Source organism: Propylenella binzhouense, from assembly GCF_009866965.1.
Classification (GTDB): Bacteria; Pseudomonadota; Alphaproteobacteria; order Rhizobiales; family Afifellaceae; genus Propylenella; species Propylenella binzhouense.
Genome location: NZ_SPKJ01000106.1, coordinates 1 through 12,638 on the forward strand (window position 1 = coordinate 1; position 12,638 = coordinate 12,638).

Consider the following 12,638-nt stretch of genomic DNA (forward strand, 5'->3'; position numbering starts at 1 on the left):
CGCAGCCGACCGGCGCGGAGGCTGACGCGAGCAGCGGCGCGGTCGCCACCGCCGGGGCGCAGCCCGCAATCGCCTCCCCCGCCGCCGCCCGCAGGGCGCTCCTCGCCGCCGAGCGCTACTTCGCGGCGGCCGAGCCGTCGGCGCCCGCCCTCGTCCTCGTCCACCAGGCGCGCATGCTGATCGGCAAGCCCCTCGTCACGGCGCTGCAGGAGCTTCTACCCCGCTCCGCCGAGCAGGCGACGATCCGCCTCGACGGGGATCTGCGCTTCGAGATCGACCTCGCCCGCATGCGCGACATCACCGACCATGCGGCGGGCGAGCCGGGCGCGGCCTGGGGCGGCGAGGCCGGGCCCGACGCGGCGGACGCGGAGCCCGGCCTCTCCGCCGCCACGCGGGCAGAGGCGCACGCCTTGATGGCGGGAGTCGAGAGCTATTTCCGTCGGGCGGAGCCCTCCAGCCCGATCCCGATGCTGCTCAGAAAGGCACAATCCTACGGCGACCTCGACTTCCTCTCAATTGTAAAGGATCTCGTCCGTGGCAACTGACGAAGCATTCCGGCCGGCCAATTCGGCGCCGGGAGCCGCAGTTTGACAAAGCCCCGGCGGTCTGTCTTGATGGATACTGGGTGAGGGAGCGCGCAATGTCCTCCGATAGCGGCCAAAAATTCATAAAGCGAAATCGCCCGCCGCGCGTGCAGATTTCGTATGAAGACCCCTACGACGCGAACAAGATGGTCGAACTCCCGTTCGTCATGGGGGTTCTCGCCGATCTCTCCGGCAATGCCTCGCAAGTCGCCAAGCCGCCGATGGCGGAGCGCAAGTTCGCCAGCGTCGATATGGATAATTTCGACGATTACATGGAGAGTGTCGAACCCGGCATCGCCTTCCGCGCCGCCAACCGGCTCGGGGACGGCGGCGAGCAGATGGGCGTCAGCCTGACGTTCCGGAAGATGGACGATTTCAGTCCGGCGGCCGTCGCGCGCCAGGTGCCGGCGCTGCGCGCTCTGCTGGAGGCGCGCGAACAGCTCGCGAACCTCCAGAGATACATGGACGGGAAAGCGGCGGCCGAGGATCAGCTGCGGCGGCTCCTCGCGAGCCCCGACCTGATGAAGGCGCTGCAGGACAGGCGCGAAGCCTCCCTCGCCTCCGACAGTGCGCCGGCCGCGGCGGCCGGCGAGGAACACGGGACCTGAGCGGTGCGCCGTCCGGCGCGTCCGGACGGCAGCGCCCGGTCCGGCTCTGGGGGACGTCATGGCGGTTGAAGCACAGCAGGAACAGTTGGGTCAGGCCCCGGCTGCCGTACAGGAAGTCGACGAGTTCTCCTCCCTCCTGAAGCAGAGTTTCAAGCCGCGCAGCGAACGTGCCGCGACGGAAGTGGAAAACGCCGTCACGACGCTGGTGAGGCAGGCGCTCGCCGATACGACGCTCATCAAGGAGGACGTCCTCGACACGATCGACGAGATGATCGCCCGCCTCGACGAGAAGCTCTCGGTGCAGATGAACGAGATCCTGCACCACCCGGAATTCCAGAAGATCGAGAGCGCCTGGCGCGGCCTGCACTACCTCGTCTACAATTCCGAGACGGACACGAGCCTCAAGCTGCGCGTGATGAATGTCTCCAAGATGGAGCTTTATCGCGACCTCCGGCAGTATCCGGACGCGAAGTGGGACCAGAGCCCGCTGTTCAAGAAGCTCTACGAGGCGGAGTTCGGCCAGCTCGGCGGCGAGCCCTTCGGCTGCCTGATCGGCGATTATTATTTCGACCATTCGGCTCCCGACGTCCGGCTCCTCAGGGATCTCGGCAAGGTGGCCGCCGCGGCCCACTGCCCTTTCATCGCCGGCGCGGCGCCGGGCCTGATGGGCATGGACAGCTGGACCGAGCTGATGAACCCGCGGGATCTCGGCAAGATCTTCGACACGCCCGACTACGCCGCCTGGAAGTCGCTGCGCGATTCGGAGAACTCCCGCTACGTCGGCCTCTGCATGCCGCGCGTGCTCGCGCGCGAGCCCTACGGGGCGAAGTCCCTGCCGGTCGAGGAATTCGCCTTCGAGGAGGCGACCGACGGCCATACCGGCGAGAAGTACGCCTGGATGAACGCCAGCTACGCGATGGCGGCGAACATCAACCGCGCCTTCAAGGAATATGGCTGGACCGTCCGGATCCGCGGCGTCCAGTCGGGCGGCGAGGTCATCAACCTGCCGACCCACACCTTCCCGACCGACGACGGAAGCATCGATCTGAAATGCCCGACCGAAATCGCCATCACGGATCGGCGCGAGGCGGAGCTTTCGAAATCGGGGCTGCTGCCCCTCATCCATCGCAAGAACACCGACAAGGCGGCCTTCATCGGCGCTCAGTCGCTCTATCGCCCCAAGAAGTATGACAAGGAGGAGGCCACCGCCTCCGACAACCTGTCCTCCCGCCTGCCCTACATGTTCGCGGTCTCCCGCTTCAGCCACTTCCTGAAATGCATGGTCCGGGACCAGATCGGGGAGACCAAGGAGCGCGCCGAGCTCGAGCGCTGGCTGCAGTCCTGGATCAACCATTATGTCGATCCGGACCCGCAGAATTCCGACACCCTGACCAAGGCCCGAAAGCCGCTCGCCGACGCGCGGGTGGATGTCTTCGCGGACGAGGAGAACCCGGGATATTACGGGGCGCGCTTCTATCTGCGGCCCCATTTCCAGCTCGAAGGCATGGATATCGGGATGAGCCTCGTTTCGAGATTGCCCGCGAAGGCGAGCTAGGCTGCCTCGTCCCGGCCTGCGCCGAGAACCGAAGCGAAATTGTCCATCCACGTAAGGGGGGTGCGGAATGGCTGTGGACATGTTCATCAAGATCGGCTCGCTCAAGGGGGAGTCGCAGGACAAGGAATACAGCGGGTGGATCGACGTCCTGTCCTGGTCCTGGGGCCTGGCGCAGAGCGGCAGCGCTCACATGGGCGGCGGCCAGGGGGCCGGGAAGGTCCACGTTCAGGACTTCTCGTTCACCAAGCACATCGACATCGTCTCGCCGAAGCTCTGGGGTAAGGCCGCCACCGGCGAGCATTACGACAAGGTCGAATTCAAGGCCCGCAAGGCCGGCGGCAGTCCGTTCGTCTATCTCGAGATCACGCTCGAGGACGTGATCGTCACCAGCGTCAGCACCGGCGGCAGCGGCGGCGAGGACATGAACACGGAGAACGTGACGCTGAACTTCAAGGTCTTCGAGATCAAGTACAACCAGCAGGACGAGAAGGGCGGCCACAAGGCCGACGACAAGTTCAAGTTCGACATCTCGAAGAACTCGAAGATGTGAATTCGTTCCGGACGCGGCTTCCGCCGGCGCATCTCGAGCGCCGGCGGAGATGCCGGTCCGGATGACCGGTCGCGTCGCGTTCCAGAGTTGCGATCCCGATGCAGGCGAGCAGGCCGAGTTTTCAGCTTCCTCTGATGTACGCTTTCCGGGACGCGTTCGAGGCCGGCGACGCCGGAAAGCGGCTCGACGAGCGGGTGGGCGGCGAGCGCGTGATCCCCGGCCGGGGAACGCTGAAGCGCAGCTTCGACGAGGCTGCCCTGAAGCGGAATCTGGTCCTCGACCTGCTCGCCCTCATGAACACGATCGACCTCGATTCGGCCCTCGACCTGACCGGGCTCGATTTCGTGCGCCGCTCGATCCTGAATTTCGGCCTGCGCGACATCGCGCACCTCACCAGCGAAGAGCGGGGCGTCGACGAGATCGCCGAGACGCTCTCGCAGGCCCTGCTCCTGCACGAGCCCCGGCTCGACAGGGCGTCCCTTCATGTCGAGCGGCAGGCGAGCTTCGACGAGGTCAACCAGCGCATACGCTTCAACGTCTCGGCCGAGATGTCCTGCAAGCCGCTCGACATACCGATCGAGTTCGTCGCCGAAATCGACGTCGGGTCGGGCAAGGTGCAGCTCACGCGGCTGCCGGTCCCGGCATGAACCGGGAATTCCTCGAGGCCTATAATCGCGAGCTCAAGATCCTCTACGAGCGTGCCCGCGAGTTCGCCGACGAGTTCCCCGGCGTCGCGGAGCGGCTCGGCGGCCTGATCGAGGGGAATTTCGACCCGGGCCTGGCGGGCCTGCTCGAGGGCGCCGCCTTCATGGCGGCGCGCGTCCAGCTCAAGCTCAGAAGCGAGTTCTCCGAGTTCACGTCGGCCCTGCTGGAGCTCCTGCTCCCCTCCTATCTCGCACCGGTTCCTTCGGTGGCGCTCGTCCAGGCCGTTCCGGCCTACGAAGACGCCAACCTCGCGGCCGGAGCGCGGTTTCCGACGGGTTCCTACATCGACGCCGTCTATGTCGAGCGCGACCGGCGGATCACCTGCCGCTATCGCCTCGCCTCCGAGCTCGCGCTCTGGCCGCTGCGCCTCGAAGCGGCGCAGTACCATGCCTCGCCGGCCCCGCTGCAGGCGCTCGGTCTGGAGGTTGCGGCGGGCACCGCCGCCGGGCTCACCCTCTCCTTCCGCCGGCGCACCACGGACCCGGGGACGGACAGGGAGGGCGTGCCGCCGCCCGGGGCGCCGGTTGGCGCGCTGGGGATCGAGACGCTCCCGGTGCACCTCGTCGGCACGATGGCCGATGCCGTCGCGCTCTACGAGGCGCTCTTCGCCAGCTGCAGGCGCATCACGCTGCGCTACCTCGATTCCTTCGGCGACCCGAAGTTCCGCTCGCTGCCGCTCGATGCATTGGAGCAGATCGGGTTCGGCGAGGGCGAGCGGTTGTTCGGGGAGGACGTGCGGGTCTTCTCCGGCTTCGAGCTCCTGCGCGAGTTCGCCGCCTTTCCGCAGAAGTTTCTCGGATTTCGCCTGAACAGGCTTCGGGCCGCCCTCGCCGGGATCGAGAGCCCGGCCTTCGATCTCATCTTCGAATTCGACAGCGCCGCGGGGCGCCTCGCATCGGTCGTGAACCCGTCGATGTTCGCTCTCTATGCCTGCCCGGCGGCCAACATCTTCCAGATGAACTGCAGCCGGATCCCGGTGAGCCGGGGCGAGCACGAGCATCAAATCGTCCCGGATCGCAGCCGCTGGCTGGACTTCGAGGCGCATCGCGTCGTCGATGTCTTCGCGCATTATCCGGGCAGGACCGAGAAGGTGCGCGTCTTTCCGCTCTACAGCCTCCCCTCGGGCGGGGTCCGGCTGCCGGACGCCCTCTTCTATTCGCTTCGCCGGATGCCGCGGCGGCAGACGTCGAGAGAACGGCGCTACGGCCAGCAGAGCAGCTATACCGGGACGGAGCTCTTTCTCTCGCTGTACGAACCGGCCGGGATCGACGACGAGGCGCGCGTGCGGGAGCTCAGCATCCGCGTCTGGGCGTCGAACCGGCACCTGACCGAGCATCTGCCGGTTGGCGAAGCCGGCGCCGATTTCAACCTCGTCGATAATACCTCGATCAAAATGCGGTGCTTGGCCGGGCCGACGCCCCCCCGGGAATCGATCGTCCATTTCGAGCGCAGGCACCGCGAATCCGCGAGCGCTGGCAGCGTCATGTGGCGGCTGATCAACCTTCTGTCCCTCAGCCATTTCGGGCTGACGGACCGTGGCGCCGAGACCGGGGCCGGCGGACTGCGCGAGCTGCTCGGCCTCTTCTCCGATCTCAGCGAAAGCGTCTCGGAAAGGCGGCTGCGCGGCATCCGCGGCATCAGGACCCGGCCGATCGTCCGGCGCCTTCGCCAGCCGAGCGGCTTCAATGCCGCCAGGGGGATGGAGGTCACCGTCACGTTCGACGAGCGGGCGTTCGAAGGCACCGGCATCTTTCTGCTCGGAGCGGTCCTCGACCGCTTTTTCGCCGAATACGCCTCGCTGAACAGCTTCACCGAGACGGTGGTGGAATCGGTGCAGCGCGGGATCGTGAAGCGGTGGCCGCCGCGCTCGGGATCGGGCAGGCTGCTGTGAGCCTCCGCCGAGAGCTGCGCGCGCAGCCCCACCTCTTCGACGTCCTGAAGGTGCTGAGGGAGCTCGAGCGCTCCTCGCCGCACAAGCCGCGCATCGGCGAGAGCAGCGTGCTTGCCGAGGAGATCGTCGATCTCGGGCAGGATCCCTTCCTCGCTTTTCCGGGCTCGAACATCTCGGGCTATTCGGAGCCGGAAAGCAGGCGTCCGCGCCTCGACGCGCGCTTTCTCGGCTATTTCGGGCCGCAGGGGGCGCTGCCGCTCTCGACGACGCTCGAGGCCTATACCTGGGCGAACCAGCGCGACCCGTCCTTTGCGCGCTTCGTCAACATCTTCGCGAACCGCTTCCTGCAGCTCTTCTTCCGGGCCTGGGCGGACGCCCGTCCGATCGCCCAGCACGACAGGCCATCCGAGGACCGGTTCCTCCGCTATGTCGGCGCCTTCGCCGGGCTGGGATCCGATCTGTGGCTCGGCCGCGACGGTCTCGACGATATCGCCAAGGTGTCGTTCGCCGGGCTTGTCGGGCCGCAGGTGAAGAGCGCCTCGCGCCTTAGCCAGCTGATCCGCGGCGTCTTCGGCGTCGAGGTTGCGATCGAGGAGCGGATCGGCGCATGGCTGGTCTTCGAGCCGGAAGATCGGATGGTGCTCGGCGCGAGGGGCGCCTCGCTCGGGCAGGATACCTTTCTGGGCGCCCGCTCCTACAGCATCAACGAGAAGATAAGGATCGCGATCAAGACCTCGGGGCTTGCGCAATATCGCGACTTTCTTCCGACCGGCGCCCTTTCCGGGAAGCTCGTCGATCTCGTCTTCTTCTATCTTGGCTATCGCTTTGAATTCGACATAGAATTGGCGCTGCCCGCTCGGGACGCTCCGCCGGTGCGATTGGGGAAGTCGGGGGAACTCGGCTGGACGTCTTGGATCGCGCCGAAGAGCGTCGGTCCCGGCGACGAGACCTGTCTCAGCGACGCCCGCTTCGATCCGATGCAGCGCAGGGACGATGCTTCGGCGCCTCGGACGGCGGGACAGAAGCGGGAAACGGGGGAAGCGTCGTGGTCGACATCAGCCTCGAGACGGTAACAGGCAAGCTGAACCGGGTCGGCTACGACGCCTTCATGCGGTCGCTCCGCCAGGCGAAGAACGCCGGCAACCGCAATGTCGAGCTCGCCCACTGGTTCATGCACATCCTGCCGAACGATCGCTCGGACCTCTCGCTCACCCTCGATCATTACGGCATCGACCGGGCCACGGTCCTCAAGGACGTCACCGAGACGGTGAACGGCTTCCGGAAGAACGAGACGGAGATGCCCGGCATCTCCAACCAGATCACCGACGTGCTCGACCGCGGATGGCACTACGCGACGCTCTGCTTCGGCGAGACGCAGATCCGGACCGGCCACATGCTGGTCGCGGCCCAGAAGTCGATCGAACTCAGGCGTGCCCTGACCCAGCTGTCGCGGCGTCTCGGGGAGATCGACGTCGACCGGCTGATCGCCGAGGCCGGCAGGATCTGGTCGCAGTCCGACGAGGAGAGCCTCCGGCCGATGGACGGTTCGGGCCTCGCGGCCCGCGGCTCCGCGGGTGGCGAAGCCGAGGCCCAGTCGGCGCGCGGCAACACGGCGCTCGACCGCTTCTCGATCGACATGACCGCCAACGCCGCATCCGGGAAGATGGACCCGATCGTCGGCCGCGACGAGGAGATCAGGCAGGTCGTCGACGTGCTGATGCGCCGGCGCCAGAACAATCCGATCCTCACCGGCGAGGCGGGCGTCGGCAAGACCGCCGTGGTCGAGGGCTTCGCCCAGCGCCTCGCCTCGGGCGACGTGCCGCCCCAGCTGAAGGGCGTCCGCCTCTGCGCCCTCGATATCGGGCTCATGCAGGCCGGTGCCTCCATGAAGGGCGAGTTCGAGCAGCGCCTGCGCTCCGTCATCGACGAGGTTCAGGCTTCGCCGACGCCGATCATCCTCTTCATCGACGAGGCGCATACCCTGATCGGCGCCGGCGGCACACAGGGGACGGGCGATGCCGCGAACCTCCTGAAGCCGGCGCTCGCGCGCGGCACGCTGCGCACGATCGGCGCCACCACCTGGGCGGAATACCGCCAGTATTTCGAGAAGGACCCCGCCCTCACCCGCCGCTTCCAGCCGGTCAACGTCGACGAGCCCTCGATCGACAAATGCTGCTACATGCTGCGCGGCATTCTCGGCCCGATGGAGAAGCACCACAAGGTCCGCATCTCCGACGCCGCGATCGTGGCGGCGGTCGAGCTCTCGGCGCGCTACATCCCCGCCCGGCAGCTGCCCGACAAGGCGGTGAGCCTGCTCGACACCGCCTGCGCGCGCGTCGCGATCTCCCAGAGCACGACGCCGGCGGCCATGGCCGACCTCCAGGCTGCCATCGAGGCGCGCGCGAAGGAGCTGGCCGCGCAGGAGCGCGAACGCGACATCGGCCGCGCCGACGAGGAACGCATCGCCGAGCTGAAGGCCGAGATCGCTGAGACCGAGGAGCGTCTTGCCGCCCTCGCGGCGGAGTTCGAGAAGGAGCACGCCCTCGTCGACGAGATCAATTCCCTGCGCGAGAAGATCGCGGCCGCGGCGCGGAGCGAGGCGCCTGTCGCGGCCTCCGTCGTCGAGCTGGCGAAGGCTGCCGGCGCGTCGCTGCCGGTTTCGCCCGACCCCGCCGAACCGGATGCAGCCCGCGATCTTCCGGCGGCGGAGGAGCCCGCGCCTGACATCCGCGCCACGCTATCGGAGCGGGTCGGCGCGCTCGAGGCGATCGATCCCGAGACGCGGATGATCTACGCCCATGTCGACGAGCAGGCGGTCGCCTCGGTCGTCTCCGACTGGACCGGCATCCCGGTCGGCCGCATGGTGCGCGACGAGGTCGAGACCGTCCTCCACCTCGCCGAGCTCCTCGCCAAACGCGTGATCGGACAGGACCACGGTCTTTCGATGATCGCGCGCCGCATCGAGACGAACCGGGCGCGGCTCGACAATCCGAACAAGCCGATCGGCGTCTTCATGCTGTGCGGGCCCTCCGGAGTCGGCAAGACCGAGACGGCGCTCGCGCTCGCCGAGGCGCTCTATGGCGGCGAGCAGAACGTCATCACCATCAACATGTCGGAATTCCAGGAGGCGCACACCGTCTCCCTGCTGAAGGGCGCGCCGCCCGGCTATGTCGGCTATGGCGAAGGCGGGCGGCTCACCGAGGCGGTGCGCCGCAAGCCCTACAGCGTCGTGCTCCTCGACGAGGTGGAGAAGGCGCATCCGGACGTCCACGAGCTGTTCTTCCAGGTCTTCGACAAGGGCCAGATGGAGGACGGGACGGGACGGCGGATCGACTTCAAGAACACGCTCATCATCCTGACCTCCAATGTCGGCACCGAAGTCATCATGAAGATGGCGGAGGACGGCCGCACGCGGCCCTCTCCGGACGAGCTCTCGGCGGCGCTCCGGCCGTACCTCACGCAGGTCTTTCCCCCTGCCCTGCTCGGCCGGATCGTGACGATCCCCTATTTCCCGCTTTCGCCCGAGATGCTCGGCGGCATCGTCCGGCTCCAGCTCGACCGCATCGGGCGCCGCATCCGCGAGAACCACGATGCAGCCTTGGTCTACACCGACGCGGTGGTCGACCACATCGTCGCGCAGTGCAACGACCCGGATTCCGGCGGGCGCATGATCGACAACATCGTCACCAACACGCTGCTGCCGGACCTCTCGCGCCAGTTCCTGAACCGCGCGCTTGAGAAGGAGGAGGTCCACCGGGCGGAGGTGGACGTGACGGACGGGAGGTTCGTGTATCAGGTGGGGTGAGCAACCGCCGCTCCCGTGGAGAATATTACGCGAGCAGGCACTCCGGCCCAGACCGGAACGAACAGCGTGGATCGTTGGAATACAGGGTTCATTGCGATGAATACGGGTACGGACCTCGTCTTCAACATCGTCGAGCAGCGGCTGACGGGGCGCATCGATGAGGTGCACATTGAGGCCCAGGCCGTGTCCGGCGGGCGTGCCGGATCTAAGGCGAAGGGCGCGGTCAACCAGGTGCTGGCGAACAACCCATACCTCACGGGCGTCAAGAAGAGCGACAAGACGCCCGGCGGCGCGATCCCCATGCGCAGCTTCGAGCTGCGCACCCACGAGAACCGGAAGAACTGGATCCGCCTCGTGCCGCTAAAGGGCGAAAACCTTGGCGGCAGGGACGGCTTCGCGATCCATGGGCGCGGCCAGCGCGGCAGCGATGGCTGCATCGTTCCCACCGACTTCCATAACGTCCTCTTGATCTACAAGCTCGTGAAGGCGAGGGAGGACGCGAACAAGCCGGCGCCAACTTTGGCCGTCGTCGCCATAGGGGACCTGACGCGCTACGAAAGGCTGATGAACATGGCCTGACGGCCAGGACGGCAGCGACGGGCGGCGCTTTCGTCCGCTGGCCCTGCGAGCGCCTGAACTCACTGCCATCGTCAACGGCCAAAAGCAGAACCGGATCGATGAGCTCTTGCCTTGGAACCATCAGCATTCTCGACCGAAGTCAGCGTGACCAGAACTGTTGAGCAAAAAACGCGGCAATCAAAATCGGGACAATTGCCGATCCAAGACAGTAAACCCAGTATGCCCAACGAGCCCGGCGATCTCCCTCTTTGGAATGCTTTTTCAACACGCTTGCAACCAGGTAATAATTCATGACCCCTCCGAACCATAGGGGTTTCAGGCCAGCAGTTTTTCCATCCTCGCTGGCAAGCTCCCGTGCATAGACGAACGGCCCCCAACTCGTGACGAGGCTGATGGCAACGAGAACTGCTATCCAAGTAGGCATGCATTTCCCCTGCGAACTGAACGATGCTATCTCTGGTAGCGGGGAGACGTAAATTTTCGTTTATGCTACTGCCATTGTCTGCATAACCGGCATGTCTCAGCTCATCGACTTCACCACCTCCGTGATCGCCGCCTTGTAGCGCTCGAACTCCGGCGAGGCGCGGACCACGCGCCGGGTCGATGCGGCCGGGACGGGCGCGCCGCGGCGGCCGTGCATCTTGCGCTCGGCCCATTCCGTCACATAGCCGACGCTCTTGCCGGCGAGGAACGGATTGGCCGCGATCACGTCCTGTCCGAGGAGGCCGAGAAGCGGTGTGTCGGCCGCGGACGAGAGCACGAGATGCGCGCCCTCCATGCCGAGGAAATGGCTGAGATAGAGACGGCCGGCCGTGATCTGGTGGCCGCGCGCCCTGAGATAGGCCTCGCCCTCATGCGCGAGGTTGCGCACCATCTCGCGCGACAGCGTCGGGTCGAGCCGGAGCGCCAGCTGGTCGGGGACGGAGAGGGAGCGGGCGAGATCGGGCCGGTAGGTCCGCATCATCCTGAGCCAGGTCGACTGGATGAACTGGCCGAGACCCGTCGCGCTCGAAAGCGGGTTCTTGGCGTCGTGCCGGCCCCCGCTCTCAACCCGCACGATCTGGTTAACGAGCATCTCGGCGGCGCTGCCGTCGGAAGCGACGGCCGTCTGGAGCGGATCGATCGGCTGGCCGCCTGAATAGAGCTCGAAATGGAGGTGCGGACCGGTCGAAAGCCCGGTCGTGCCGACATAGCCGATCACGTCGCCCGCTTGCACCGCGCCGCCCACGCGCACGTGCGGGTCGAAGCGGTCGAGATGGGCGTAGCGGGTTTCCCGCCCGCCGGAATGGCCGAGGCGGATCACGTTGCCGTAATCGGCGCCCTGCCCTGCGAACGCGACCTTTCCGTCGAAGGCGGCATAGACCGGGGTGCCGGAGGGGGCCGCCCAATCGACCCCCTTGTGGAGCCGGACCGTCTTCAGGAGGGGGTGCTTCCGGGGGCCGAATGTCGAGGTCATGACGCCGTTCACCGGCACGACCATGCCGTTCGTCACGGTCTGCGAGACGACGTCGTTCTCTTCATCCATGCAGGCGAAGTCGGCACCGGGCTTCGGGCGGTAGACGTAGCAGTCGATCCCCCGGCCGGAGCCGTGCACGGCGACATAGAGGACGCGTCCGCCCGTCCCGTCCCGCGGCTCGTCCGAATAGACCAGCAGGAGCCGGTCCGCGTGGTCGGCGAAGCGGCTGAGATCATGGCTCCTGGAGAGGAGCATGATCGCCTCGCCGGTGACGGCGGTCGGAACGTTGTTTCGCGCCGCCGTGCTGTAGATTCCGTCGAGCAGGCGGTACTGCCGGGTCGGTGCGCTCGCCTCCCCTTCCCCGGCAAAATCGAACAGATCCTCCTCGACCCAGGGGTCGGCGCCGCTGGTGAAGGCGCCGTCCGGACCTCTCGCGAGCGTGCCGAGATAGCTTCCGCCGGCATAGACGGAGACCTGCACGAGGGAGAGCGTGGCAGCGTGCGCGGCGGGGCGGCTGCCCCGGACGGCGATCACGTCGCCCGCCTGGAGCGCGTCCTTCCCGAAGAGCGCGGCAAGCAATTCGCCGGCCGCTTTCGCGTCGGCCGCCGCGATCCGGTTCTCGGAAAGAAGGCTGTCCAGCGTCTGCTCGTGATTGACGCGCACGAAGACGTCCTCGGTCGGCTGGAAACGCTCCACCTCGGGGGTCACGAAGGCGATGCTGGTCGTGTTCTCGATGCGGGTGCGCTTGAACGCGGGCAGTTCCGCCTGGCCTTCGGTGATGGTCTCGCCCCAGCCCGCAGCGCCGTCGCCGAGCGCGGCGGCATCGGTCGCGACGTCGGCGGGCGCGTCGGCCCGGAGCGCGGAGGCGCCGGCCGGCTCCTCGGACGGCAGCGGCTCTCCGGCGG

At 66.9% G+C, this 12,638-nt stretch carries 10 protein-coding genes and 1 pseudogene; 9 read left to right on the forward strand and 2 right to left on the reverse strand.

Annotated elements, in window-relative coordinates:
* The 9 genes and pseudogenes from E4O86_RS19725 to E4O86_RS19765 all read left to right on the forward strand — a co-directional run.
* Positions 1 to 545 (forward strand): annotated as a pseudogene (locus tag E4O86_RS19725) (hypothetical protein); the annotation flags it as partial.
* Between the two features lie 95 nt (positions 546 to 640).
* Positions 641 to 1,192 (forward strand): type VI secretion system contractile sheath small subunit, encoded by a 552-nt coding sequence (gene tssB / locus E4O86_RS19730; RefSeq protein ID WP_161142268.1) that lies wholly within the window; start codon positions 641 to 643, stop codon positions 1,190 to 1,192.
* A 58-nt stretch (positions 1,193 to 1,250) separates the two neighbouring features.
* Positions 1,251 to 2,747: a type VI secretion system contractile sheath large subunit gene (gene tssC, locus E4O86_RS19735; RefSeq protein WP_161142269.1), complete on the forward strand. Its 1,497-nt coding sequence runs from the start codon at positions 1,251 to 1,253 to the stop codon at positions 2,745 to 2,747.
* A 67-nt stretch (positions 2,748 to 2,814) separates the two neighbouring features.
* On the forward strand, positions 2,815 to 3,297 hold the full coding sequence (locus tag E4O86_RS19740) for an Hcp family type VI secretion system effector (RefSeq protein ID WP_161142270.1): 483 nt from the start codon (positions 2,815 to 2,817) through the stop codon (positions 3,295 to 3,297).
* 134 nt (positions 3,298 to 3,431) lie between these two features.
* Entirely contained in the window at positions 3,432 to 3,944 is a 513-nt protein-coding gene (locus E4O86_RS19745; RefSeq protein ID WP_161142271.1) for a GPW/gp25 family protein, read from the forward strand.
* Positions 3,941 to 5,893, forward strand: coding sequence for a type VI secretion system baseplate subunit TssF (gene tssF, locus E4O86_RS19750; protein WP_161142272.1), 1,953 nt, complete (start codon positions 3,941 to 3,943; stop codon positions 5,891 to 5,893). The genes E4O86_RS19745 and tssF overlap by 4 nt, the downstream gene beginning before the upstream one ends.
* Complete coding sequence (gene tssG / locus E4O86_RS19755; RefSeq protein WP_343039198.1) at positions 5,890 to 6,966, forward strand: type VI secretion system baseplate subunit TssG; 1,077 nt, start codon at positions 5,890 to 5,892, stop codon at positions 6,964 to 6,966. Before tssF ends, tssG begins: the two co-directional genes overlap by 4 nt.
* Positions 6,939 to 9,698 carry a type VI secretion system ATPase TssH gene (gene tssH, locus E4O86_RS19760; RefSeq protein ID WP_161142274.1) on the forward strand — a complete coding sequence of 920 codons (2,760 nt, stop codon included), beginning with the start codon at positions 6,939 to 6,941 and terminating at the stop codon, positions 9,696 to 9,698. The genes tssG and tssH overlap by 28 nt, the downstream gene beginning before the upstream one ends.
* 66 nt (positions 9,699 to 9,764) lie before the next feature.
* Entirely contained in the window at positions 9,765 to 10,277 is a 513-nt protein-coding gene (locus tag E4O86_RS19765) for a DUF2778 domain-containing protein (protein ID WP_161142275.1), read from the forward strand.
* 139 nt (positions 10,278 to 10,416) lie between these two features.
* On the opposite strand, the gene E4O86_RS19775 is transcribed toward E4O86_RS19765, so the two are convergent.
* Together E4O86_RS19775 and E4O86_RS19780 are read right to left on the reverse strand one after the other, a co-directional pair.
* Complete coding sequence (locus tag E4O86_RS19775) at positions 10,417 to 10,701, reverse strand: hypothetical protein (RefSeq protein ID WP_161142276.1); 285 nt, start codon at positions 10,699 to 10,701, stop codon at positions 10,417 to 10,419.
* A gap of 96 nt (positions 10,702 to 10,797) precedes the next feature.
* Positions 10,798 to 12,638 (reverse strand): peptidoglycan DD-metalloendopeptidase family protein (locus tag E4O86_RS19780; protein ID WP_161142277.1); only part of this gene is annotated, 1,841 nt, incomplete at its 5' end.